Origin of the sequence: Niastella soli (assembly GCF_017742245.1) — a bacterium.
GTDB lineage: Bacteria > Bacteroidota > Bacteroidia > Chitinophagales > Chitinophagaceae > Niastella > Niastella soli.
In genome coordinates this window covers 686264-710920 of the sequence record NZ_JAGHKO010000001.1, presented here as the reverse complement: position 1 = coordinate 710920, position 24657 = coordinate 686264, and the positions used below count along the sequence as shown (strand labels likewise).

At 43.6% G+C, this 24657-nt stretch carries 22 protein-coding genes; 12 read left to right on the top strand and 10 right to left on the bottom strand.

Features of this window, described 5'->3' with window-relative positions; genetic code table 11:
• Positions 1–879 carry a TraR/DksA family transcriptional regulator gene (locus J7I42_RS35010; RefSeq protein ID WP_236065383.1) on the top strand — a complete coding sequence of 293 codons (879 nt, stop codon included), beginning with the start codon at positions 1–3 and terminating at the stop codon, positions 877–879.
• Positions 880–1120: 241 nt separating this feature from the next.
• Here the strand turns inward: J7I42_RS35010 and J7I42_RS02700 are convergent, their stop codons facing one another.
• Together J7I42_RS02700 and J7I42_RS02695 are read right to left on the bottom strand one after the other, a co-directional pair.
• Complete coding sequence (locus tag J7I42_RS02700; RefSeq protein ID WP_209137231.1) at positions 1121–3238, bottom strand: S9 family peptidase; 2118 nt, start codon at positions 3236–3238, stop codon at positions 1121–1123.
• Between the two features lie 187 nt (positions 3239–3425).
• Positions 3426–5246: an ABC transporter ATP-binding protein gene (locus tag J7I42_RS02695; protein WP_209137230.1), complete on the bottom strand. Its 1821-nt coding sequence runs from the start codon at positions 5244–5246 to the stop codon at positions 3426–3428.
• 67 nt (positions 5247–5313) lie between these two features.
• Between J7I42_RS02695 and rbfA the strand changes: the two genes are divergently transcribed.
• Positions 5314–5688 (top strand): 30S ribosome-binding factor RbfA, encoded by a 375-nt coding sequence (gene rbfA, locus J7I42_RS02690; RefSeq protein WP_209137229.1) that lies wholly within the window; start codon positions 5314–5316, stop codon positions 5686–5688.
• Positions 5689–5718: 30 nt separating this feature from the next.
• Positions 5719–6942 carry an FtsX-like permease family protein gene (locus J7I42_RS02685; protein ID WP_209137228.1) on the top strand — a complete coding sequence of 408 codons (1224 nt, stop codon included), beginning with the start codon at positions 5719–5721 and terminating at the stop codon, positions 6940–6942.
• A 154-nt stretch (positions 6943–7096) separates the two neighbouring features.
• Here the strand turns inward: J7I42_RS02685 and J7I42_RS02680 are convergent, their stop codons facing one another.
• Together J7I42_RS02680 and J7I42_RS02675 are read right to left on the bottom strand one after the other, a co-directional pair.
• Complete coding sequence (locus J7I42_RS02680; RefSeq protein ID WP_209137227.1) at positions 7097–7654, bottom strand: CdiA C-terminal domain-containing protein; 558 nt, start codon at positions 7652–7654, stop codon at positions 7097–7099.
• Between the two features lie 183 nt (positions 7655–7837).
• Positions 7838–8674: a transketolase gene (locus tag J7I42_RS02675; protein WP_209137226.1), complete on the bottom strand. Its 837-nt coding sequence runs from the start codon at positions 8672–8674 to the stop codon at positions 7838–7840.
• 243 nt (positions 8675–8917) lie between these two features.
• On the opposite strand from J7I42_RS02675, the gene J7I42_RS02670 reads away from it, so the two are divergent.
• Positions 8918–10051 carry an MraY family glycosyltransferase gene (locus J7I42_RS02670; RefSeq protein ID WP_209137225.1) on the top strand — a complete coding sequence of 378 codons (1134 nt, stop codon included), beginning with the start codon at positions 8918–8920 and terminating at the stop codon, positions 10049–10051.
• Between the two features lie 205 nt (positions 10052–10256).
• Complete coding sequence (gene frr, locus J7I42_RS02665) at positions 10257–10820, top strand: ribosome recycling factor (protein ID WP_209137224.1); 564 nt, start codon at positions 10257–10259, stop codon at positions 10818–10820.
• Positions 10821–10995: 175 nt separating this feature from the next.
• Here the strand turns inward: frr and J7I42_RS02660 are convergent, their stop codons facing one another.
• Complete coding sequence (locus J7I42_RS02660; protein ID WP_209137223.1) at positions 10996–11898, bottom strand: DMT family transporter; 903 nt, start codon at positions 11896–11898, stop codon at positions 10996–10998.
• Between the two features lie 65 nt (positions 11899–11963).
• Here J7I42_RS02660 and J7I42_RS02655 point away from each other — a divergent pair, with 65 nt between their 5' ends.
• The 4 genes from J7I42_RS02655 to J7I42_RS02640 all read left to right on the top strand — a co-directional run bounded on the left by J7I42_RS02655 (position 11964) and on the right by J7I42_RS02640 (position 15185).
• On the top strand, positions 11964–12713 hold the full coding sequence (locus J7I42_RS02655) for a PPK2 family polyphosphate kinase (RefSeq protein WP_209137222.1): 750 nt from the start codon (positions 11964–11966) through the stop codon (positions 12711–12713).
• A 92-nt stretch (positions 12714–12805) separates the two neighbouring features.
• Positions 12806–13171, top strand: a complete 366-nt coding sequence (mscL, locus tag J7I42_RS02650; RefSeq protein ID WP_209137221.1) for a large conductance mechanosensitive channel protein MscL — start codon at positions 12806–12808, stop codon at positions 13169–13171.
• A gap of 75 nt (positions 13172–13246) precedes the next feature.
• Positions 13247–14179 (top strand): DUF3078 domain-containing protein, encoded by a 933-nt coding sequence (locus J7I42_RS02645; RefSeq protein WP_209137220.1) that lies wholly within the window; start codon positions 13247–13249, stop codon positions 14177–14179.
• A 178-nt stretch (positions 14180–14357) separates the two neighbouring features.
• Positions 14358–15185, top strand: coding sequence for a segregation and condensation protein A (locus J7I42_RS02640; protein WP_209137219.1), 828 nt, complete (start codon positions 14358–14360; stop codon positions 15183–15185).
• 133 nt (positions 15186–15318) lie between these two features.
• Here the strand turns inward: J7I42_RS02640 and J7I42_RS02635 are convergent, their stop codons facing one another.
• Positions 15319–15972 carry a murein L,D-transpeptidase catalytic domain-containing protein gene (locus tag J7I42_RS02635; RefSeq protein ID WP_209137218.1) on the bottom strand — a complete coding sequence of 218 codons (654 nt, stop codon included), beginning with the start codon at positions 15970–15972 and terminating at the stop codon, positions 15319–15321.
• Positions 15973–16147: 175 nt separating this feature from the next.
• The gene (gene dxs, locus J7I42_RS02630) at positions 16148–18079 is read right to left on the bottom strand and encodes a 1-deoxy-D-xylulose-5-phosphate synthase (protein WP_209137217.1); all 1932 of its coding nucleotides are present in this window, start codon (positions 18077–18079) and stop codon (positions 16148–16150) included.
• A 242-nt stretch (positions 18080–18321) separates the two neighbouring features.
• Between dxs and J7I42_RS02625 the strand changes: the two genes are divergently transcribed.
• Genes J7I42_RS02625 through J7I42_RS02615 form a run of 3 tightly spaced genes read left to right on the top strand, consistent with a single transcriptional unit; the run spans position 18322 to position 21426 of the window.
• Complete coding sequence (locus J7I42_RS02625) at positions 18322–19377, top strand: sensor histidine kinase (protein WP_209137216.1); 1056 nt, start codon at positions 18322–18324, stop codon at positions 19375–19377.
• Positions 19378–19385: 8 nt separating this feature from the next.
• Positions 19386–20120: a LytR/AlgR family response regulator transcription factor gene (locus J7I42_RS02620; RefSeq protein ID WP_209137215.1), complete on the top strand. Its 735-nt coding sequence runs from the start codon at positions 19386–19388 to the stop codon at positions 20118–20120.
• Between the two features lie 28 nt (positions 20121–20148).
• Positions 20149–21426, top strand: a complete 1278-nt coding sequence (locus J7I42_RS02615) for a M28 family peptidase (protein WP_209137214.1) — start codon at positions 20149–20151, stop codon at positions 21424–21426.
• A 57-nt stretch (positions 21427–21483) separates the two neighbouring features.
• Here the strand turns inward: J7I42_RS02615 and argH are convergent, their stop codons facing one another.
• Genes argH through argB form a run of 3 tightly spaced genes read right to left on the bottom strand, consistent with a single transcriptional unit; the run spans position 21484 to position 24655 of the window.
• The gene (argH, locus tag J7I42_RS02610) at positions 21484–22782 is read right to left on the bottom strand and encodes an argininosuccinate lyase (RefSeq protein WP_209137213.1); all 1299 of its coding nucleotides are present in this window, start codon (positions 22780–22782) and stop codon (positions 21484–21486) included.
• Between the two features lie 21 nt (positions 22783–22803).
• A complete protein-coding gene (locus J7I42_RS02605) occupies positions 22804–23877 on the bottom strand; it encodes a M20 family metallo-hydrolase (protein WP_209137212.1) in 1074 nt (357 codons plus the stop codon).
• Positions 23870–24655, bottom strand: a complete 786-nt coding sequence (argB, locus tag J7I42_RS02600; RefSeq protein ID WP_209137211.1) for an acetylglutamate kinase — start codon at positions 24653–24655, stop codon at positions 23870–23872. Before argB ends, J7I42_RS02605 begins: the two co-directional genes overlap by 8 nt.
• Positions 24656–24657 lie beyond the last annotated feature (2 nt).

Sequence of the window (24657 nt, the reverse complement as noted above, 5' to 3'; positions counted from 1 at the left end):
ATGGCAACCAAGAAAAAGGCGGCCAAGCCAGCAAAAAAAACGATTGCCCCAAAAAAGTCGGCCCGTCCGGCCGTAGGGGCAGCCAAACCTGCTGCTAAAAAAGTAGTTGCTAAAAAGGATGTTAAGCCTGCTGCAAAAAAGGCAGTTAAACCTGTTGAAAAGAAAGTTCCGGCCAAACACCCGGCCGTTGCCCACCACCAGGTTGCTGCAAAAGCACATGCAAAACCTGCTACGGAGCATACTGCGGTCAAGCCTGTTGCCAAACCAATTGAAATAAAAGAAGTAAAAAAAGTTGAAGCTCCTGTAAAAGTCGAAAAACCGGAAGTAAAGGTGGAAGTTAAAAAAACGGAACCGGTTATGCCTCCGCCCCCACCACCCAAAAAACCGGAACCTCCAAAACCGGTTAAAGTGGTGATTCCGGAAATAAAGACAAAAACATCGCGTCGATACGAACCGGAATTCACGAAATCAGTATTAGATCAACCAGAAAACATTCAAACAGGACCAACCATGAGATATAGTGATGCCGAATTAGGCGAGTTCAAAGAACTGATCTTGAAAAAAGCAGAACAGGCTAAAAAAGAACTTACTTATTTACAAGGTTTAATAACCCGCAAAGATGAAATGGGTGGCGATGAGAACGAAAATCGCTACATGACCATGGAAGATGGCAGCATGAGTATGGAACGGGAGCAGTTGGCCCAAATGGCCAGCCGCCAGATCAATTATATTGATCACCTCGAAAAGGCTCTTATGCGCATCGAAAACAAAACGTACGGTATTTGCCGGGTTACTGGTAAGCTCATCGATAAAGCAAGGTTACGCGCGGTACCGCACGCTACCCTGAGTATCGAGGCCAAGCAAATGATGAATAAATAGTTGTCTGCTTAATCGGTTGATTTTCATTCTGCTAATAGTGGAGTGACGCTTGTATGCCAATAACGTATCAACTAATAGAAATAAAAAAGTCCCAGCGATAACCGTTGGGACTTTTGTATTTAGAGAAGCCGAAGTATGAAGTAAGAAGTAAGAGGTTCGCGAGCTTCCTATTTCATACTTCTTACTTCCTACTTCTTACTTCCTACTTCTACATTTTATACCTGATAGCATTGACTAATATCTAGAAGCTCTTTTGTATACTGTCCGGCGCCCAGAATGCGGCCGGCATTGGTTTCTCCAGCAAATACTGATAATAGAATTTATAAGCTTCGTAACTGTTGTGAAGTCTCTTGGCACCTACGAAACTATGGCGCTCACCAGGGTACATCATAAACTCAAAATGCTTTTTCATATCCTCCAGCTTGTTAACGAAAACCATACTGTTTTGCATATGCACATTGTCGTCTGAAGTGCCATGTACAATCCGCAACAACCCTTTGTATTTATTGGCATACGTTAAAACCGAGGTGTTCTTATAGCCTTCGGGGTTATCCTGGGGGGTGTTCATGAAACGTTCGGTATAATGCGTATCATAAAACTGCCAGTCGGTAACCGATGAGTTGGCAATGCCATAAGGGAATACATCGGCGCCATAGGTAAGGGCCATACAGGTCATATAACCACCAAAACTGCCACCGGTAATACACAGCTTGCTGCTGTCTACCCAGGGCTGGCGTTTTAACCAACGGCCGCAGGCCATAAAATCTTCAATCTCATATTTGCCTAACTGACGGAAAATATAATTCAGGCCTTTCTTTCCAAAATGTCCGCTGCTGCGGTTATCAAAAGCAACCTGTATCAGACCCTCCTGTGCAAACCATTGGGCGGGTGAACCCGCAGGTCGCCAGCGGTCGTAAACAGTACCGGCATTGGGGCCACCATAAATGCTGACGAGTACCGGGTATTTTTTTGTAGGATCGAAATTGATGGGGTAGGTGATCTGTACCGGCAGTTCAAACAAACCATCGGCGGAGGTCACATATTTCAACTCACTTTTGGGCAGGTTATAATTATCGAAACTGCTTCCCTTGCTGCTGGCCACTTCTCTGATCACTTTTCCTTTGGCATCAACCAGGGCCAGGGCTGGCGGGGTGTTCAGGTTTGAATACCCGGTAATGAAATAACTACCGTTAGGTGAAACGCTAACAAGGTCATGGCTGTAATCTCCAAAGCTCAGGCGGGTAAGTCCTTTTCCATCTAATCCTGCTTTATAAAAATCAAACCGGGCTGAGTTTTCTTTTCGAGCCCTGAAGTAAACAACGTTTGCTTTGTTATCGATCTTTACAATGCTGGTGCCCCAGAAATTGCCATTGGTAATAGCATTCTTTAACTGGCCGTTAGTATCATAATAATACAGGTTTTCCCAGCCATCACGATCACTTTTTACAATACAACCTTTACCGGCAGGCAAAAAAGTGAGGCGTTCACTTTCATCCAGGTCTATCCAGGTTGATTGCTTTTCGTCATACACTTCTTTTTTATTACCATCGGTGGGATTGATGCTATAGAACTTCAGGTTGTTTTGCTTACGGTTCATCCATTGAACCCATAATTGTCCATCGGGGCTCCAGGCCGGCGCGCCGAAATACTGATCGTCCTGGGCGTTGAAGTCGGCCCAGATAACGTTGCTGGTTTCAACAGCTGCGATGCCAATTTTAACTTCAGGATTTTTATCACCGGCTTTGGGGTAGCGCGTGTTCTCCAGGTAACCATGTTGACCTTCTGCTACATAGATAGGGAATACCGGCACCTGTGACTCGTCGAAGTGCATAAAGCAAAGGTGTTTGCTGTCGTTACTCCACCAGAAGGCTTTATACCTGGTAGCCCGGCCAAGGATCTCTTCATAGTAGACCCAGCTGGAGTAACCATTCAAAATAGTGGCAGTACCATCGGTAGTCAACTGGGTTTCTTTATCAGCGGCTACGTTGTATGAATACAGGTTATTATCTTTTTTGGTGTAGGCGGCCCATTTTTTATCGGGGGAGAACGTAATGTTAATACCGCCGGAGATGTTTACAGAAGGCATCAGCTGGCTTACATCCATATCGGGATAGGGAACTGATTTCCCGGTCTTTACATCTACCATGGTAGTGGTAGTGTGGCCGTCGGCCTCTTTCTGCGTAAGCAAATAATGGGTATCGTCTGCCCAGCCCTTCACCACAGGTAATGGTTTAACAACATTGGTTTCACCGTTTTTGAAGATCTGGTCGAAACTGTAATTCTGCTTTTGAGCATGGGTACAAACAGCAATCAATAGCAGGCATGGCAACAACCTGCCCTTTTTAGCAGCCCTTTTCATGTAGTATGTTTAAATATTTGTGACTCGAAAATTAGGTATTTAGATAATTTGGCGAAGTTTTCATGGCTGAATGGTTTCACCAATTGACAATTGGTAAGGTGAGGTTTCCGAAAATCAGGAAAAGTTTCCGGTTGCCAGTTTCCGATCGCTCCGCGGGGCGGGGTAACCGGAAACCGGTAACTGGCGTCTACTTCACTTCCTGCATATCTACTAACTTCTTATAGAAGCCATTTTGACTTATTAAGGTATCATGTGTTCCGCGTTCCACGATCTTCCCTTTTTGCAAAACGATAATTTCATCGGCGTGGCGAATGGTGCTTAACCGATGCGCAATTACAATGCTGGTACGGTTCTCCATCATTTTATTGATGGCATCCTGAACCAGGCGTTCGCTTTCAGTATCCAGAGAGGAAGTGGCTTCGTCAAGAATAAGAATGGGCGGGTTTTTTAATACGGCCCGGGCAATGGTAAGGCGTTGGCGTTCGCCCCCACTTAGTTTGCTGCCGCGGTCGCCTATATTGGTTTGATAATTCTCTTCTTTTTTCATGATGAAATCGTGGGCATTGGCCACCTGGGCAGCCTGCTCAATTTCTGCAATATTGGCTACGGGGTTGCCCAGCGAAATATTGGCGGCAATGGTATCGTTGAACAGGATGGGCTCCTGGGTTACAATACCCATTTGATCACGCACCGACAGTAACGAATATTCTTTTATGTTAACCCCATCGATCAGCAATTCTCCGATAGTGGCATCGTGAAAGCGGGGTACCAGGTCGGCGAGGGTACTTTTACCGGCGCCGGATGAACCTACCAGGGCAACCGTTTTACCCTTTTCAATAGTAAGGTTGATGTTGTCGAGAATGGTTACATCGTCATATTTGAAGGTTACATTTTTAAATTCTATGTTCTTTTCAAATTTGTCGAGATGACGAGGTGATTCGGCTTCTTTAACGGTAACAGGTGCGTTTAACACCTCTTCAATACGCTCAATGGCGGCAGCGCCGCGGCGCATATTATAAAAAGCCTGGGAGAGGGATTTAGCCGGCTGAATAATATTGTAAAATACGCCGAGGTAGGTGATAAAGGCTGCGGATGTCAATCCTCCCTTTTGGGTAAATACCATATAGCCGCCGATCACCAGTATGATGCAGAAGATCATTATACCCAGGAATTCAGACATAGGGGAGGCCAGATCACGCTTGAACGCCATTTGAATGCGTAGTTTGTTCAGCAGATTATTAGTGCCAAAAAAACGGTCGCGCATCAGCTTTTCGGCATTGAAGGCTTTTACCACCCGCAGGCCACCCAGGGTTTCATCAAGGATACTTAACAACAAACCCTGCTGCTCCTGCGCATCGCCCGATTGTCTTTTCAATCTTTTACTAACCTTGCCAAGGATAAACCCGGCAAGCGGCAGCAACACCAGCATTACCAGTGATAACTTGGGGCTTAAGAAAATAAGCGTAGCCAGTACTATAATAATGTTCAGCGGGTCTTTGATCAAACCTTCCAGTGTACCCACAACGCACCATTCAATTTCGTTCATGTCGTTACTCATGCGCGACATCATATCGCCTTTGCGTTGGTCGGTAAAATAACTTACTGGTAGCACCAGTATTTTATTGTACAGGTCTTCGCGAAAATTGGTCATGATCCTGTTACGCAGCGGGATCAACATGCGGTACGAGAGGTATAAAAAAAGATTTTTAAATAAGATGGTAATAATGATGGTTAAACAAACAACAGCCAGTGCGTTTAATGGTCCGTAGTTAATTTTTAGGTAGGAGAGGCCGTATTTTAATTGGGCCATTACTCCATCAGAACTAAAAACCCATGTGGGCCGGGCCATAGCTGGTGTTTCCGGGTTAAGCAGCAGTGTTAAAAAAGGAGCCAGCAAGGTTATCGATACCAGGGAGAAAACAATAGATAACAGGTTGAAAACTAAGTATAATCCAATTTTTCCCTTCTGGTTCCGGAGATAAAAGAAAATCCTTGAAAATCGCTTCATGAATCAGTTAAATAATGAGTAAACGGTGCAAAGTAACTAATTTTACGGCTATTAAACCGTTAAGGAAATGCAAGAAGGGAAACGCCAAAAACAGGTGGGAAGTTTACTAAACGAAGAATTAAATTTAATTTTTCAGCGATTGGGGCTGAGTATGATCGATGGAGGCATGGTCTCCATTTCATCCGTAAAGCTTACGCCCGATCTGTTGGAAGCCCGCATCTACCTGAGTTTGTTTCAGGTTAAGGATGCAGATAGCACGCTGAAAAAGATCGAGGAAAGAGGCTGGGAAATAAAAAGGGAACTTACAGCCCGTGTGGCCAAACAGTTACGCCGGATGCCCGAGCTGAAGTTCTATCTCGATGATACGCTGGACCATGTATTTAAAATGGAGGAATTGTTCAAAAAGATCAATCCAACAGACAACGATCAGAATCAGCAATAGAACAAATTACAGTATCCAAAACACAAACTATTGAACTTCCTCTTTGCCTGGCGATATTTTAAAGCAAAAAAGAGTACCAATGCCATCAATGTTATTGCATGGGTAAGCATTGTTGCCATTATGGGCATTACGTTTGCTTTTATTGTAGTACTGAGTGTGTTCAACGGATTTGAAGGACTGGTAAAGTCGTTATATTCCTCGTTCTACCCAGATATAAAGATCTCCGCCAAATCGGGCAAGACCATTATGCTTACGCCGCAGCAATTGCAGAAAATTGCTGGGGTAAAAGGCGTGCGTGCCTATAGCCTGGTAGCGGAAGAGAAAACATTATTGATCAATGGCGATGTCGTAGTGCCCGTTAATCTCAAAGGGGTTGATACTTCTTATGAATCGGTGAGCGGGGTGGCCCAGAAGCTGATCCGTGGTAATTTTCAAACCGGTAGTGCAGATGAGCCTTCATTGGTACTTGGTAATGGGGTTGAAAATGCGGTGGGCGTCGAGAGCGATAAATATCTTTACCCGCTTTCGGTATATGCTTTTAAACGGGGCATGAACTTCAACGCGGCTGATCCTTATCAGTCGGTACAGGCTGCCAAGATCGTTACTTCAGGTACCTTTTTAATTCAGCAGGATATAGATAATAAATACGCCATCACCAATCTTGATTTTATGAAAGGGTTGATGGGGCTGAAACCTGATGAATACAGCGGGGTTGAGCTTGCCCTGCAAAATGGCACTGATGAAAAAGACGTACAAAAGGAAATACAGCAATTTTTGGGTGTAAGCTATTCTGTAGAAACGAAGTATGAACAGAATCAAAGTCTGTACAGTGTCATGAATCTGGAGAAATGGGCTATTTATGGCATACTTACCCTAATGCTTATTGTGGCAGCTTTTACAATGATAGGCAGTCTTACTATGCTGGTGCTCGAAAAGCAAAAAGATATACAGGTGTTGAAATCGATGGGCGCCAATAATAAACTGATACAAAAGATATTTTTGACGGAAGGGTTGCTGTTAGCCACTATTGGCTGTGTAGGCGGGGTTATATTGGCGATCATATTCTGTTGGGCCCAGGTTAAGTACAAAATAATCGCTATTCAGGGTGGTACTTTTTTAATTGATTATTACCCGGTACAACTGGTGGGAACAGATTTTCTGCTGGTATTGTTAACCGTGTCACTGGTCGCCTTTCTGGCCTCCTGGTTCCCATCGCGTAAGGCAGCCCTGCAGCCTATTGAGTTGAGGAGTTAAGCGCTGAGGGTTAGAGTTATAAGTGATTTAAGGATAAAGTATTATCAAAGGGTACTTATTTGTAAAAATTCATATATTTGTAACGCACAGGGTTGCGGCCCGGTGCCTCCGCTGACGGCCGGTTACTCTTATGGGGTAACCGGCCGCCCAGTTTTTAGAGGTGGGCAAGTTTTTCGTAAATAGAGTCATTGAACACCCACTGTCTGGTAATTGTAAACAGATTCCGGTTTTTGGTTATAACCCATATTATCAAAATGCTTTTATTTCTATCGGGTTGTAAGGCGCCAACAATTCCTTTTTTTATATCCTGAACAGCATAATCACGTCCATATAAATTGAGAATAGCGATATCAACTTTTTGCTTTGCTGCAAGATATATCTCCCTGCTAATTGTAGATTTCTTTATCGGTAAATCTTTATTCGGGGTTTTTATGTCTCCAAGGAGTTGACCATTTATTCGTACATCAGGATTTTTATTACCGAAGACATCTGGTAAGTATTTTTTTCTTAGATCCGCATCTTCTGCCTGTAATAAGGGTAACATTTCTATTGTAAAACCGTGATCAGCGAGGATCATGCATGCTTCCACGTTTTCTTTTAACTCATCTTTTCCATGTAATGGATGCAGGTCGATTTGGCCTCCTGCTAAGGTCAGGTATACCCGCACATAATCCCCGGTTTTACTGTTTATGATCTTTATATTATAATCCATGCACCATCAGTATTGTTTGGGTTACAGAACTGATAGCCTTAACTCAAGAATATATAAACCGCACTGTATATGCGGGACATATATAAATTTTAACTACTTATAAAGGTAGTGAATTAGAATCTATACCGAACAAAAAAGCCCTCCCGATGCGCGGGAGGGCTTTTTATATAATAAAGCTTCTTATTAATAATCACCAAGCGTTTCAGGTAATTGAGCAAGGGCGGAAGCCAGTTGCTCATCATTGGGGGCAATACCATGCCATTCGTGGTGGCCTTCCATGAAGTCGACACCGGCGCCCATTACTGTTCTCATTAAAACAACTACTGGTTTGCCTTTGCCTGTATGTTTTTTGGCTTCTTCCAAACCGGCAACTACAGCATCAACATCATTTCCTTTATCCAGGTGAACTACATCCCAGCCAAAAGCTTCGAATTTAGCACCCAGGTCACCCAGTTTCATTACTTTATCAGTAGGGCCATCAATTTGCTGACCATTCCAGTCAATAGTTGAAATAAGATTATCTACACCTTTAGCGCCTGCAAACATGATAGCTTCCCAATTCTGTCCTTCATCGAGCTCACCATCGCCATGTAGTGTATACACTGTAGTATTCTCGCCATTGAGTTTTTTAGTCAAAGCAGCGCCTATGCCTACGCTCATACCCTGGCCAAGAGAACCAGAGGCAATGCGAATACCAGGCAGGTGCTCATGGGTAGCAGGGTGACCCTGTAAGCGGGAGTCTAATTTACGAAAGGTTGCCAGTTCTTTTACTTCGAAATAACCCGCACGGGCCAATGTGGAATAAAATACTGGTGAAATATGTCCGTTCGATAAAACGAAAACATCTTCATTCCGGGCGTCCATATCAAACTTTGGGTTATGCTTCATTACCTTGAAGTATAACGCGGTAAAGTATTCTGTACAACCCAATGACCCCCCTGGGTGCCCACTGGCACAACCATGAACCATACGAACTATATCCCTGCGAATTTGTGTAGCAATGTCCTTTAAAGCTGGCATAGCAAGATTTAAATTTGGTTGCAAAACTACAGCAATTGTTTTGTATACATAAATCAAATTAAACTTTCCCAATATTTTTATATCAAAATGCGTTTTATAAACGGTATTCTGAATAGAAAGTAAGTGTTATTAATAGTTGGAATTCCGAAAATCCGCTGTAATTTGCGGTGCTTTGTTGTGTGTGAGCCCCAACCGGCCCGATTGGTAGCACGTATTATAATTCCAAGACTCAAAATCAGGCTGATGTTTGATGTATTATTCTCAATAGCTATTTCATTTGCAATTACCTTTTTAGCTATCCCGGTAATTATTACCGTTGCAGAACAGAAAAAATTATTTGACATTCCTGACGAAAGAAAAGTGCACCAAAGCCCTATTCCTTCTTTGGGTGGTCTTGGGATATTTGCCGGGTTTATGCTGGCATGTCTCATCGCCATTCCTTACCAGTCTGCACTCGACTTCCAATATTATTTTGCCGCAGCATTTGTGATCTTTTTCCTGGGCTTGAAAGATGATATCCTTGTCATATCACCGATCAAAAAATTCATTGGCCAGGTACTCGCTGCTTTCCTCATCATTTATAAAGGCAATATTCAGATAAAAAGCATGTATGGCTTTATGGGAATACATGAATTACCTGAAATGTTCAGCCTGTTATTGACTTACTTAACCGTTATTGTTGTCATCAACTCATTTAATTTGATCGATGGCATCGATGGCCTCGCTGGTACATTGGGGTTGATGGCGTCTACCGTTTTTGGTTTTTATTTCTTACAGGTTAACATGCTGCCTTATTCGATACTGGCCTTTTCATTGGCTGGCAGTTTAATGGCCTTCCTCATATTCAATTTTCAACCTGCAAAGATATTCATGGGTGATACGGGATCGTTGCTTATTGGATTGGTGAATGCCATTCTGGTGGTGAAATTCATCAGCGTGGCCAATCAAACTGATATAGCAATACCTGTTCTTGCATCACCTGCTATTAGTGTTGCCATACTGGTAATACCATTAATGGATACCTTACGGGTGTTTGCGATAAGAGCTTTTCACCGCCGTTCTCCTTTTAGTCCCGATAGAAATCACGTTCATCACCTGTTGCTCGACAGAGGCTATTCTCACCGGTTTATAACCCTAACACTGGCGTCAATAAATATACTGTTCATTCTGGCTGCCTATGCAGGACGTAACCTGGGTTGTACCTGGATCATTCTGGCCATTTTGATCGTATTCTTTTCTGGCATTGCGGCCCTGTATTATACCCGGCCACGTGCACGCCTGTATGTTGCCAAAGCACTGGAGCCTACCGACGGTGATATGAAAAACTCCAAGATCGTTCCACTTACCACGGATACCATTCTGGAGCATAAAAATTAGTTGCCGGCCAATTACCGGGATGATCCCGCTCATATACTGTTAAACTATATTCTTACATCTGCAATAAGGGCCCGGTAACCGGGATTTGGTAACCGGTATCAGTTATCTGCAAAGCAGGGCATGTTGCCAATTGTCTAATGCCCATAGCCTTTTACCCATTGCCAAAAAATTTAAGTAGGTTTGCAGGCATTTAATATTTCTTCCTATGTCAGATGAATTAAATATTATTAAGGAATTAGCCCAGGAGGGCATGGACAAAGCCATTAGTCACCTGGAATCAGAATTAGTGAAAGTACGTGCCGGTAAAGCCAATCCAAATTTGGTTGACGGTATTGTAGTTGATTATTATGGAACTCCTACACTAATTAGCCAGGTTGGAAATGTTTCGGTAGCCGATGCGCGTACCTTAACCATTCAGCCCTGGGAAAAAAATATGCTTCAGCCCATTGAAAGGGCCATTATTGCCGCCAATATTGGAATTAATCCACAGAATGACGGTAATATGATCCGGTTATTTATGCCGCCATTAACTGAAGAAAGGCGTAAAGAGCTGGTGAAAAGAGCCCAGGGGGAAGGTGAACATTCAAAAGTTGCCATTCGTAATATTCGCCGTGACGCTATGGAGCAGGTGAAAAAATTACAAAAGAATGGGTTGAGCGAAGATGTGTGCAAAGATGCTGAAAAGTTCATCCAGGAGACAACCGATCGCTACATTGCGCTGGTTGATAAACACCTGGCCGCAAAAGAAAAGGAAATCATGACTGTATAATACCGAAGTAGGATGTAAGAAGTAGGATGTAAGAAGCTCGCGAATTTCTTGCCGCCTACTTCCTACTTTTACGTCGCTTCGCCTTGTGCTTCTTACTTCCACCCTGTCTCTCTTTGTTTACCTGGCCCCGCTTTCCCTTATCAACCTGTCAACTTATCAACTTCTTTCTTACGCCCTACGTCTTACTTTCTACCTCTTTCTTCTTCCACCGTGTAGTTACATACACACCTCCCAGAATGATCACCAATCCCAGTATTTGCCAACCATTGATGCTTTCGCCTGCCAGCAATCCCCACGATAAGGCAACGAATGGAATGCCATAGGTAACCATAGAAGCAAACAAACCGCCGGAGCTTTTGATCAGAATATAAAAGAGAATAGTGGCCACGGCTGTTCCCATAATACCCAATAAAGAAGAAGCACTGCTTGAAAAGAGAAAGCCTTTTTGTGCAAGGGGCAGGGAGAAATAACCCGTAAACCAAAGTATGATCAGGCAGGGCAATAACAATAAGGCAAAGCTTACGGCTACCACGGCCAGGGAACCGGTTTCTTTTAAATGACGCCCAACGAGGTTGATGTTAAAGCCATACAAAACGGTTGCCATTAATGCAAAACCCGCATAGGAGAGATATTGAATATTTACAATGCCCTTTGCAAACAACAGCACCGCCATTCCGCTAATGGCTATTAAGACACCTGTTAATTTATGCAGTTGAAATACCTGGCCAAAAAACAGCAAACCAGTGAAGATGGTAAAAACAGGCGTGAGTGAATTAAGGAAGCCTGCCAGGGAACTATCGATCTTTGTTTCAGCAATACAAAACAAATAGGCAGGAATAAAACTGCCCAATATTCCTGATAAAAAAACATATCCCAGCTTATTGCCTGGAATATTTTTCCATTGGCGAATGGCTACGGGCAACAACACTACCCCGGCGCTGAGTATGCGGATGGTAGCTACCTGGTAAGGATTTAAGTATTCCATCCCCGCCTTCATCAGGATAAAAGAACTTCCCCAGATGATGCATAGTAAAACAAATACAACCCCGTTGGTAAGAGCCGCCCTATTGACTGACATGCAAAAATTTGTTCAAAAATCAGGTATTAACTTTAAAATGTAATAATTTAAAGAAACATATTTCCATGGCTAATATCAAATTAAAGGAAATCAGTACCCGGGCGCCCAAAGACTGGAACAAGGAGGAAACAAAAGAAAATCTTGCCAGTATACTGGCAAAGCTCAATGAGCTACAGAATTTGTTATATGCCGAATCACAGCATGCTATACTGGTAATATTGCAGGGGATGGATGCCAGTGGAAAAGACGGCGTTGTAAGAAAGGTGTTTACAAGTATGAACCCCCAGGGGGTACGGGTGCATTCATTCAAGGTGCCAACGGCCGAAGAATTCAGCCATGATTTTTTATGGCGGATACATGGCGTGGCCCCACCAAAAGGCATTATTCAATTGTTTAACCGCTCGCATTACGAAGATGTGCTGGTGACCCGGGTGCATAAATTGATCGACGAAAAAACGGTCAAAAAACGTATGAAGGCCATCAATGATTTTGAGCAATTGCTACAGGAACATAATAATACCCGCATCCTGAAATTCTATCTGCATATATCGCCCGAAGAGCAACAGGAGCGCTTGCAGGAACGTATCCACGACCCTACCAAACAATGGAAGTACAACGAAAGGGATTTTGAAGAAGCTAAATTATGGGATGATTACATGGCGGCCTATGAAGATTGTTTTGAATATTGTAACGATGTGCCCTGGACTATTGTGCCCGCCGATCAAAACTGGTATAAAGAACATGTTATAGCAGAAGCCCTTTTAAAAACACTGCAGAAACTGGATATGCAATACCCCGGATTGAAAAAAGGGTAATGGGGAAATATTGTACGTTTGAGGCTAATGGTTTAAAAATTTAATATATTAGTTGTAAATATCATTAACAACTAAAACTCTATTTTATGGGTATGATGAAAGAATTCAAAGAGTTTGCCTTGAAGGGAAACGTAGTTGACCTGGCAATTGGTGTTATTATTGGCGCGGCATTCAGTAGTATTGTTAGTTCGTTGGTTGATGATGTTATTACTCCTTTGTTATTAAAACCTGCTTTGCAGGCAGCCAATCTGCAAGACTTGGATAAGTTTACGATACTCGGGGCCGTTAAGATTGGCAAGTTCTTATCAGCTGTAATTAAGTTCCTTATTGTTGCTTTCATATTATTCCTTATAGTGAAAGGTATTAACCGGTTTAAGAAAAAAGAAGAAGCAGCCGCCCCGGTTACTCCCGAGGACATAATTTTATTGCGTGAGATCAGGGATGCTTTAAAGAAATGACCTACGTGGTTTTATATTTGCAAGGCATTTTGATACCAATCAAAATGCCTTTTTTAAATCTATTCAATTAATAATATGAAGAAGCTGGCGCTGGCCGTTGTAGCTGTTGGTATAACAGTTACCAGTATTGCACAAGACAAAACCGTTCAGGAATTAATGGGTGAATCAGGAAAGACGATCAAGAAAGACGAAAGTGACACTACGGTTAAAATCTGGAAAACGGGTGGCATGTTCAATATAACATTAGGCCAAACATCGCTCACCAACTGGGCGGCCGGTGGCGACCAGTTCTCTCTCAACAGCAATGGATTATTTAACGCACATGCGTTTTATAAAAAAGACCGGCATTCCTGGGATAATTCCATTGACCTGGAATTGGGCTATATCAATTCCACTTCACTGGGTACGCGTAAAACCAACGACCGCATCGATGCTATTTCGAAGTATGGTTACTTGTTATTTGATCATATATTCCTGACCGGTCTGTTTAATTTCCGGTCGCAGTTTACGCAAGGGTATACCTATCCCAATGATACCACCAAGATAAAAACGTCAAATTTTTTGGCCCCGGCGTATGTGATCGTTGCTGCGGGGTTGGACTGGAAGCCGAGCCCTACATTTTCGCTCTTCCTTTCACCCATAACCAGTCGCTGGGTCATAGTGAATGATGATGAATTATCGGCCAAAGGAGCATATGGGGTAGATTCGGGCAAAACAGTCCGCAATGAGGTTGGTGCTTATTTATCAGCTACAGTAAATAGGGAAATAATTAAAAATTTGACGTACAAAGCCAAGTTCGATCTGTTCTCCAATTATAAACACAACCCACAGAATATAGATCTTTTCATGACCAATTTGTTGAGCATGAATGTATACAAAGGATTCGGTTTTAATATAGGGGCCGATTTTATTTATGATGATGATCAAAAGAGCTTTGGAAAAGATAAGAATTCAGCCCGGTTGCAAGTGAGGCAATTCATTGGCATTGGCTACCAGCGAAAATTCTAATCCGGTGATTTTGAGCGGAGTTGAAGTACAAGCGGGCATACGAAGCCCTTCCTTTTCACAAGTTATATACAAAATGAGCCAGGGGAGGACTGTAATTTTCTCCAATTGTTTTTTTGGCGTACGTTTGTTGGCTTCCTCCGCCAGCTGGCAGAGGGTTACAGGTTAAAAAAGTTTGCAAGTGAATCAACAACCGTCGTATCAGATCAAGTTGCCGCAGTTTGAGGGTCCATTCGACCTGTTACTGTTCTTTATTGAGCGGGATGAACTGGATATTTATAATATTCCTATCAGCAATATCATAAAAGATTTCCTTACATATATTCATGGGCAGGAACAATTGAACATTGAATTGTCGAGCGAGTTTATCTTATTCGTTTCCACCCTGATGCGGATCAAAGCCAGGATGTTGCTACCACGTAAAGAACTGGATGCACAGGGCAATGAAATAGATCCCCGTCAGGAACTGGTTGACAAGATCCTTGAATATAAACGCTTTAAAGAAGCATCGGCAAAAATGGCTGAAATGGAAGCCATTCGTATGCTGATGGTGCGCCGGGGTAATTTGGCAAAAGAGATTGCCCAAATTGGGGAAGAGAACGGGGAGGGAACTGAAATTCAAACTATTACTCTTTTCAAATTGATGAAAACATTTGAAAAGGTAATGAAGAAGGTTAATCAGCGGAACGTAAAACCGGTGCATACCGTGGTGAAGTATCAGTATACCATGGATGAAACCCGTTCGTACGCACTGGATACCGTGAAGCGGGAAAAGTTAATGTCGTTTGAAAAGCTATTCGATGTTTGTCAGGACCGCATACATGCCATCTTTATTTTCCTTTCCATGCTGGAACTGGTTCAAATGAAGTACATGACCATTATGGTTGGCGAAGGCCGTAATAACTTTATGGTGGAGCTGAACGAAAATTGGGAACAGGATGTTGATCCCATACAACCGCCTATTAATCCTGATGATGATCCGGACAGACAACCAGAATCTGTTTTATAATATTAAAATCTGCTGACCTGACAGGTCCATGAACTTTGGTTGACCTGTCAGGAGTGCATGATCATTCTATAAGTGCTGGACCCGATGGCGCATCCGCCAAAGGCGGACAAGCTCTTACAGGTCAACTCACCACTCACAACTCACTGGTTTTATCAAAAATATACAGCAGTATCGGTTTGGGTGATTGATCAATCAGCTTCCCCAGCTTTTGTAAAAATGCTGCTGATACCATGGGGCATCCATCACTTTGGCAAATAGGCAGCGGATCAACTTCGGCATTTGGAACAGCCGTATAAGAATGCAGTACTACAAAACGTTTAAATGCATTGCTGTTGGTCGTATCCAGTCCATGTAATTTATACGCTCTGCCAAATCTTCCTGTATACGGGTTCCCGATCTTATATTTTCCCAGGGATGTGCAGCCGCAACCAACATCATTTCCATACTTACGGCCGGTAAGCCAGTTATTGTTACATCGGCCATGTGCTACCAGTCCGGCATCAACAACCGCATTCTTTTTAAGGTCATATACAAAGAACCGGTTCTTCCCCGATTCAATGCTCATATCAACCAGAAAGCAGGTGCTGGTATTATACTTGTGTTGTTTGGCGTAGCTCAGCAAGGGATTTGCGTACCCATGTAACCGGGTCATTAATTGCCTGTTTGAAACAGCTGTTATGCTGTGGACCGATTGGCTGCGGGGTTTGAGCCTGGTATAATACCAAACTGCAGCAGTTATGGTACATCCAAACAACAGCGCCAGGGAAAGGAACAGGATTCGTTTCATATTGCAGGGTTATGGAGCGGAGACGCTAACATAACAGAAATCCATATCGAAAACGAACCATGGGATGTTAAATAAAAGTTACAGGTTCCAGTTTCAAGGCCTGTTTTATAGAGACCCTGTAACCTGGAACCTGTAACAGCAAGTTGGCTCACAAGAGCCAGTATTTTAAAAGAGATTAACCTAATAACTGACTTACGCTAACCTTTCCCTTCATCATTTCACGTACTGCAATGGCAATGGCCGGTGCATCGTAACCACATTCGTGATACAATTCTTTGGGCGTACCATGTTCAACAATGGCATCGGGTATACCTAATATTTTCACTTCGGCTTTGTAATTGTGTTGAGCCATAAACTCCAGAATGGCGCTGCCAAAACCACCCGTAACTGTACCGTCTTCTACGGTAAGCACCTTATCGTATTTGCTGAATACTTCATGTAACAATGCTTCATCGAGCGGCTTAACAAAACGCATATCGTAATGGGCAGGGTTCAGGCCATCCATTTTTAATTCACGAATGGCGGTTGTAACAAAATTGCCCGGGTGACCGATAGAAAGAATGGCAATATCCTGACCATCCTTGATCTTTCTTCCTTTACCGATAGGGATTTCTTCAAATGGCGTTTTCCAGTCAGGCATTACACCCTGTCCGCGCGGATAGCGGATCACGAAAGGCCACTCCATAGTATCCAGCTGAGCGGTATACATGAGGTTACGCAATTCGCTTTCATTCATGGGGGCGCTGATAACCAGGTTGGGTATACAGCGCATATAGGCAATATCATACGCACCGTGGTGGGTAGGGCCATCTTCACCAACCAGTCCGGCGCGGTCGAGCACCATTACTACCGGCAGTTTTTGAATGGCTACATCGTGTACCACCTGGTCATAGGCGCGTTGCATGAAAGAAGAATAGATGTTACAGAACACGCGCATACCCTGGGTTGCCATACCGGCGCTCAGGGTAACCGCATGTTGTTCGCAAATGCCCACGTCAAAAGCGCGGTCGGGCATTTTATCCATCATGAACTTAAGCGAAGAACCCGAAGGCATGGCTGGCGTTACGCCAAAGATCTTGTCGTTCTTTTCAGCCAGTTCTATGATGGTATGTCCAAATACATCCTGGTATTTGGGCGGTTGTGGTGTTTCGTATTTCTTTTTATAAATTTCACCGGTGATCTTGTCAAACAAACCGGGTGCATGCCACAGTGTTTGTTCTTTTTCGGCCAGGGCATATCCCTTTCCTTTCGTGGTGATCACGTGCAACAATTTGGGCCCGGGGATCTTTTTCAGATCCGCCAGAGTATCTACCAGCTTGGTGATGTTATTGCCATCGATAGGACCAAAATACCGAAGCTTCAATGCTTCAAACAGGTTACTGCTTTTGTTGAGGAAACCTTTGATACTGTGCTCCAGCTTACTACCCATTTCGCGGGTAAAGTTCTTACCAACAGGTAATTTGCCCAACGCCTTCCAAATATCATCTTTAAGGCGATTATAGGTAGGAGAGGTAGTAATATCGGTAAGATATTCTTTGAGCGCACCCACGTTGGGGTCAATGCTCATACAGTTATCGTTCAGGATAATGAGTACGTCAGAATCGGCTACGCCGGCGTGGTTCATTCCTTCAAACGCCAAACCGGCCGTCATGGCGCCATCGCCAATTACCGCCACAGATTTGCGGTTCTCACCCTTGTATTTCGCAGCCATGGCCATACCCAACGCGGCAGAAATGGAGGTGGAAGAATGGCCTACGCCAAATGTATCGTATTCACTTTCACTGCGTTTAGGGAAGCCACTGATACCATGATATTTACGATTGGTATGAAATTCATCGCGGCGACCGGTAAGGATCTTATGGCCGTATGCCTGGTGCCCCACGTCCCAAACCAGTTGGTCGTAGGGAGTATTGTAAATGTAATGTAATGCTACACTAAGTTCTACCACACCCAGGCTGGCGGCAAAATGTCCTCCGTGTACACTAACTACATCGATAATGTACTGCCGCAATTCATCACAAAGTTGATGTAACTGTTCTCTGGTCAACTGCTTAAGATCGGCTGGGGAATTGATGGTCGTCAACAATGGGCCGGGTGTAATGTCCATTTTTATTAGAAAATTTGGTAACAAAAATACGGCTTTAAATCATGAGCCCTAATAATGGCGATATTTTAACAGAACAAAAAAGCAGGCCAGGGTAATACCATACTGCCGCTTGTAAAATACAGGGCTGATTACCTGACAATTTTACTACTTTGTAGTGCCGGTAACCTATTTATACCGCCATATATCCCAAATACTAAACCAGAGTGGGCTAAATGCCTAGATTTGTTATAGTTCCAACAAGCATGATGAAGAGTAGAATCCCATATTACTGGCTTTGCCAGATCATAGGCTGGAGCGCCTATATAGTGTTGTTTATATTTTTTTATCTTACCCTGCGTACCCGCGTACAGCCATATTTTTACCAAACGCTGGTATCTGAGGCCTCATTGGGGTTTATTATCACGCATATAATGCGTGTTTTCATAAAGAAGTATAAGTTGGTTGAAAAGCCAGTGAATGAGCAGGTGGTTTACATAATCTTACTTTCTATTGCGTTTACGCTCGTATACGGCTCCACCATCGCGAAACTGGAAGAGTGGCTTGAATTTGAGTCGGAGAAACAGCGGGTGCTCACCTTTGTGAACAAAATGATCCGTATTTCTCTCGGGTATTTTTTCATAATCATTGTGTGGAACCTGATCTATTTCGCCTACCATTACATTGTAAAAACCCGGCAGGCCCAGTTGGATAAGATCAGGCTGGAATCGCTGGTAAAAGAGCTGGAGCTGAAGACCATAAAGGCGCATATTAACCCTCATTTCATTTTTAATGCGCTTAACAGCATCAGAGCGTTGATTGATGAAAATCCCAACCGGGCCCGCAACGCGGTCACCGAGCTCAGTAATATTTTACGAAGCAGCATGCAGGCCGAAAAAGTTGAAACCGTGCCTTTTGAAAAGGAGTTGGGTATTGTAAAGGATTACCTGGCGCTGGAGTATATACGTTTTGAAGACCGGTTGAAGATTGAATACCAGATAGATGAGGATACCCTCGATCAACCGGTGCCACCTATGATGCTGCAAACCCTGGTTGAAAATGCCATAAAACACGGTATCGGCAAACAAATTGGCGGCGGAGTGGTAAAGGTGATCTCTGATTTTAACGAGAACTTTCATGAACTGATAGTGCTGAATACCGGCTATCTGAATGGGCATGTTCAGGAGGGGGATGGTTTTGGCTTGTTCAGCACCAAAAACCGGTTGCAACTATTGTTTGGCGAAAAGGCTAACTTTGAAATAAAGCAAGTGGGATCTGACCTGGTGGAAGCCCGCATACTGATCCCTGTTGAAATAAAATAAAACCAGATATGATTAAAGCCATCATTATCGACGACGAACGGCTGGCCAGAAGTGAACTGCGCAAACTGCTTATGGACTTTCCTGAAATTGAAGTAGTGGCTGAGGCAGGCAATGCTGGCGAAGGCGTTGAAAAAATAGAGAACATAAATCCCGATCTCATTTTTCTTGATATACAAATGCCTGGAAAAACCGGTTTTGATATGTTATCAGAGCTGGATAAAGCGCCGCATGTGATTTTTACCACGGCTTATGATGAATATGCATTGAAAGCGTTTGAAGTAAATGCGCTCGACTACCTGTTGAAACCGGTTGAACCCAAACGACTGGCCGATGCCATTCAAAAACTGCACCTGCAGGAAGAACGCGAACAGGGCCCCATGGTGCCGGTAAACTTTAACCGCAGCATTTTAAGCGAGAATGACCAGGTGTTTGTTAAAGACGGCGAGCGTTGCTGGTTTGTAAAGCTGTCTGACATCAGGTTGTTTGAAAGTGTGGGCAACTATGCCAAGGTGTATTTTGGGCCTAATAAGCCGCTTATTTTAAAATCATTGAATGCCCTGGAGGAAAGACTCGATGAGAAAACATTCTTCCGGGCCAACCGCAAACATATTGTGAACCTGCGGTTGATAGATAAGATTGAACCGTATTTTAATGGTGGGTTATTACTGGAGCTAAAAGGCGGGGAGAAGATAGAAGTAAGCCGCCGTCAAACGGTGAAGTTCAAAGAAATGATGAGTTTATAAAAGGCGAAATTTCTTAAAAAAATAATTCATGGTTAAGCGCTGCTCGTACTTTATCCTGTTACTCCTGATAAAGCAAACTGCTTTTTCACAATCAATTGATAAGATCATCAACTCCAAAGAAGTTGCACGCATTGAAAAAACGCTTTCTGCGGATAACATGCGTGGCCGTAAGGCATTTTCCCCCGAAATAGACAAAGCTGCTGCTTTTGTTGCCGCAGAATTTAAAAAGGCGGGTTTACAACCAGCCAGTGGCAATTCCTTTTTACAGCAATTCGCGCAGTTACGTACAACACCGGTTTCTGTGAGTGGTACCATGAATGGCAAGCCGCTCGACGAAAAAACGGTGGGCGTGCTTTCTGGCAAAGAAGAATTAACTATTGACCAATCATCGGGTTATAAGCAGGTGCGGGTTAATGCTAAGGATACCCTGCCGGTTGTATTAATGAAATTACAGCGCCAGGGTGGAAATTACCTGGTGATGGTTGATACAGTGCATCGCGCGTGGTTTGAAAGAATGAAAAAAAGTGCCTTGTATTCCCCTAAAGGCGATATCGTAATGGTGCTGTCGCCCGAAGAGGCTGGTGAATATTCAATCAAGTACAAACAAACCGTGAATGGCCGATCACTGAAAAACGTGGTAGGTATATTACCAGGCAAATCGAAGAAGGAAGAGTATGTTATTTTCTCTGGTCACTATGACCACCTGGGAGTAGGCCGTCCTAATGCAGCTGGTGATAGCATCTTCAACGGCGCCAATGACGATGCGTCGGGCACTACTGCCGTGATCATGCTGGCCAACTATTTTGCTAAACAAAAGAATAACGAACGCACCCTGGTATTTGTGGCATTTACTGCTGAAGAAAGTGGTGGGTTTGGTTCACAATACTTTTCCCAAAGTTTCAATCCCGACCAGGTAATGGCGATGTTCAATATTGAAATGATCGGTACTGAGAGTAAATGGGGCGCCAACTCAGCCTTTATAACCGGTTACGAGAAAACCGATATGGGCAAGATCCTGGAGAAGAACCTGGAAAAGACCAACTTTAAATTCTATCCGGACCCATACCCTGATCAGCAGTTATTTTACAGAAGCGATAATGCCACGCTGGCCAGGTTAGGCGTACCTGCACATACCATCTCTACGTCAAAAATGGATAGTGAGAAGTTTTATCACACCCAGGAAGATGAAATTGAAACGCTCAATATGAACAATATGGCGGCCATTATAAGGGCTATCGCGCTTAGTTCTACTTCTATTGTTGCGGGAAAGGATACTCCTATAAGAGTTGCAGAAGGATCTTTATGATAACAGTATAAGTTACAGGTTGCAGATTATATGGACCCTGCAACCTGTAACCTGAAACTAGAATTTCTTTATCACTCCATTCATTACCTCCACGATCTCTTTATTGCACAGGTTTCCAATGCTGCCTTCATGCACGTGGTGGAGTTGTTTTTTATAATCGAAGTTGAATTCGCCCTTCTCTATTTGATTGCCTACTTCTTTATAGGCTTCGCGGAAAGGAATGCCTTTATTCACCAGCTCGTTCACTGCTTCTACACTAAACAGGTATTTGTATTTCTCATCATCCAGGATATTGCTTTTAACCGAAAGGTGCTCCAGCATTAACCGGGTCATTTGCAAACAGGCTTTTAGTTCCTCGATAGCCGGGAATAATATTTCTTTTGTCAGCTGTAGATCGCGGTGATAACCGGAAGGCAGGTTGGCCAGTAATAATGCCAGTTCATTAGGCACTGCCTGCAGGCGGTTGCATTTAGCCCTGATCAGTTCAAAAACATCAGGGTTCTTTTTATGAGGCATGATGCTGCTGCCAGTCGTTAATTCGGATGGGAAGGAAATAAATCCAAAGTTCTGATTGATATATAAACAGCTATCCATAGCCAGCCGGCCAATGGAACTGGCAATCCCGGCAACGGCAGTAGCTATTACTTTCTCCGTTCTACCCCGGCTCATTTGCGCATATACTGAGTTCCAGTTTAAGGTTTTAAATCCTAATAATTCGGTAGTGCGTCTTCTGTTCAAAGGAAAAGAAGAGCCATATCCGGCGCCACTGCCTAATGGATTTTTATTGGCTACCTGGTAGGCGGCCACCAGCAGTTCCATATCATCAGTTAAACTTTCTGCATAAGCGCCCAGCCACAATCCAAAGGAAGAAGGCATGGCGATTTGCAGATGGGTATATCCGGGTAATAAATGGTCTTTGAATTTTTCACTTTGCGCTATCAGCAGATCAAAGGTTTGCTTTACTTCTTCTTTTATTGCCAGCACTTCGGCACGCAGGTATAATTTTATATCCACTGCCACCTGGTCGTTCCGGCTTCGGCCGCTGTGGATCTTTTTACCGGCATCACCAATACGTTGGGTGAGCAAGAATTCAACCTGGGAGTGTACATCCTCAATACCTTCTTCGATTTGGAAACGCCCCTGTTCAATGTCTGTGGCTATTTCTTCCAAACCTTTTACAGCGCTATCAGCTTCTTCTTTCGACATTAAACCTACTTCACCCAGCATACGAACATGTGCTACGGAACCCTGCACGTCGTATTTCGCAAGCAGGATGTCGAATTCTTTGTCTCTTCCTACTGTAAATGATTCTACTAATTGTGATGTACTGGTACTTTCTTTACTCCACAGTTTCATAGTTGATGTATTTGCTGGTTACTAAAGGATCTCGTTCAATAAACGCACGTATAATTCAATTCCTTCAACAATCTCGTTTATGTAAATATATTCATCCGCAGTATGGCTCCGCGCCGAATCACCGGGGCCCATTTTCAATGCCTGGAAGGGCATCAGGGCTTTGTCGGAGGTAGTAGGGGAACCATAATATGTTCTGCCTAACGCAATGCCTGATTTTATCAATGGATGGTCCAGTGCAATTGAAGTGGAACGCAACCGCGTACTGCGGGGCGTTACCTCACATTGTACATTTTTATGAATGGTTTCCAGAATGTCTTCGAAGGTGTACAGCTCATTCACCCGCGTGTCTACCACAAATTTGGTATGGGCGGGCACAACGTTGTGCTGTTTGTTATCAGTTTCAATAACAGTTACGCTCATTTTTACCGGTCCCAGCAGGTCAGATACTTTGGGGAACTGATAGCTTTGGAACCACTCGATGTCTTTTATGGCTTTGTATATTGAATTCTCGCCTTCGTTGCGGGCGGCATGGCCGGCTTTACCGTGGGCTACACAATCCAACACCATTAAACCACGTTCGGCAACCGCCATTTGCATTTGAGTGGGCTCACCTACAATGGCGCAATCAATATTGCCAATGTGAGGAAGAACCAGTTCAATCCCATCTTTCCCGCTGATCTCTTCTTCCGCAGAAGCGGCGAGCACCAGGTTGTATTTAAGATCGGTACGATCATAAAAATACAGGAAGGTAGCGATTAACGATACCAGCGGCCCCCCGGCATCATTACTACCCAGTCCGAATAATTTGCCATTTATTTCAATGGGGGTAAACGGATCGAGTGTATAGTTCTTATTGGGCTTTACCGTATCATGGTGCGAGTTTAATAAGATAGTGGGCTTGCTGTCATCATAATGGGCATTGCGGGCGTATACGTTGTGTTGAACGTTTTTAACCTGCACGCCATGTTTTTCAAGGAAAGATCTTAAAATGTCAGCTGTTTTATCTTCCTCTTTACTGAAGGAAGGGGTGCTGATCAACTGCTTTAGCAATTCAATAGCGCTTTGCTGCAGTGTATGTAAATTGATATTACTCATGTACAATGCTTGTTCCGGCATTACCGGTGATAAGATCGGTTAACTGTTCAGCTTTGCCTATGATCACTTTCTTTACACCACGGGTCAATGCTGCAAAAGCATTATCCAGTTTAGGGATCATGCCGGCGAATATTTTTTGTTCTGATTTTAATTGCTGGTAATACACGGGGTTAATTGCCTTTATTACCGTGCTGTCGTCATTGGCATCGAGCAACACCCCGCTTTTTTCGAACGAGTAGATCAGCTGAACGTCGTACAGGGCGCTCAGGGAAGTGGCTACTTCCTGCGCAATGGTATCGGCATTGGTGTTCAGCAACTGCCCTTTTTGGTCGTGGGTAATAGGGGCCATTACCACGGCAATCTGTTGATCAAGGATACTTTTCAACAAGCTGGTGTTGATGGCATCCACATCACCGGCAAAACCGTAGTCGATAGTGGGGTGATTTCTTTTGTGGGCAAGTATTACATTGCCATCGGCGCCGGTTAAGCCCATAGCATTGCAGTTATTGGCCTGTAACTGCGCTACAACATTCTTATTAATAAAACCAGCGTACACCATTGTAACGATCTTCAGGGTCTCTGCATCGGTAATCCGCCGGCCATCGATCATTTGCTGCGGAACGTTCATTTGCTCGGCCAGTTTGGTGGCCAGTTTGCCACCACCGTGGATCAGGACCTTCTGACCTTTTACTGCTGCAAAATCTTTAAGGAAAGACGATAGTTTCTTTTCATCATCGATGATGTTACCGCCTATCTTAACAACGTATAATGTGGACACTG

Coding starts and splice junctions, on each gene's coding strand:
- frr (WP_209137224.1), top strand. CDS start 10,257: ATGTCAGATGAATTAAATATTATTAAGGAATTAGCCCAGGAGGGCATG.
- J7I42_RS02605 (WP_209137212.1), bottom strand. CDS start 23,877: ATGAGTAATATCAATTTACATACACTGCAGCAAAGCGCTATTGAATTG.
- rbfA (WP_209137229.1), top strand. CDS start 5,314: ATGCAAGAAGGGAAACGCCAAAAACAGGTGGGAAGTTTACTAAACGAA.
- J7I42_RS02700 (WP_209137231.1), bottom strand. CDS start 3,238: ATGAAAAGGGCTGCTAAAAAGGGCAGGTTGTTGCCATGCCTGCTATTG.
- J7I42_RS02615 (WP_209137214.1), top strand. CDS start 20,149: ATGGTTAAGCGCTGCTCGTACTTTATCCTGTTACTCCTGATAAAGCAA.
- J7I42_RS02635 (WP_209137218.1), bottom strand. CDS start 15,972: ATGAAACGAATCCTGTTCCTTTCCCTGGCGCTGTTGTTTGGATGTACC.
- J7I42_RS02660 (WP_209137223.1), bottom strand. CDS start 11,898: ATGTCAGTCAATAGGGCGGCTCTTACCAACGGGGTTGTATTTGTTTTA.
- dxs (WP_209137217.1), bottom strand. CDS start 18,079: ATGGACATTACACCCGGCCCATTGTTGACGACCATCAATTCCCCAGCC.
- argH (WP_209137213.1), bottom strand. CDS start 22,782: ATGAAACTGTGGAGTAAAGAAAGTACCAGTACATCACAATTAGTAGAA.
- J7I42_RS02655 (WP_209137222.1), top strand. CDS start 11,964: ATGGCTAATATCAAATTAAAGGAAATCAGTACCCGGGCGCCCAAAGAC.
- J7I42_RS02645 (WP_209137220.1), top strand. CDS start 13,247: ATGAAGAAGCTGGCGCTGGCCGTTGTAGCTGTTGGTATAACAGTTACC.
- J7I42_RS02680 (WP_209137227.1), bottom strand. CDS start 7,654: ATGGATTATAATATAAAGATCATAAACAGTAAAACCGGGGATTATGTG.
- J7I42_RS02675 (WP_209137226.1), bottom strand. CDS start 8,674: ATGCCAGCTTTAAAGGACATTGCTACACAAATTCGCAGGGATATAGTT.
- mscL (WP_209137221.1), top strand. CDS start 12,806: ATGATGAAAGAATTCAAAGAGTTTGCCTTGAAGGGAAACGTAGTTGAC.
- J7I42_RS02670 (WP_209137225.1), top strand. CDS start 8,918: ATGTTTGATGTATTATTCTCAATAGCTATTTCATTTGCAATTACCTTT.
- J7I42_RS02625 (WP_209137216.1), top strand. CDS start 18,322: ATGATGAAGAGTAGAATCCCATATTACTGGCTTTGCCAGATCATAGGC.
- J7I42_RS35010 (WP_236065383.1), top strand. CDS start 1: ATGGCAACCAAGAAAAAGGCGGCCAAGCCAGCAAAAAAAACGATTGCC.
- J7I42_RS02695 (WP_209137230.1), bottom strand. CDS start 5,246: ATGAAGCGATTTTCAAGGATTTTCTTTTATCTCCGGAACCAGAAGGGA.
- J7I42_RS02620 (WP_209137215.1), top strand. CDS start 19,386: ATGATTAAAGCCATCATTATCGACGACGAACGGCTGGCCAGAAGTGAA.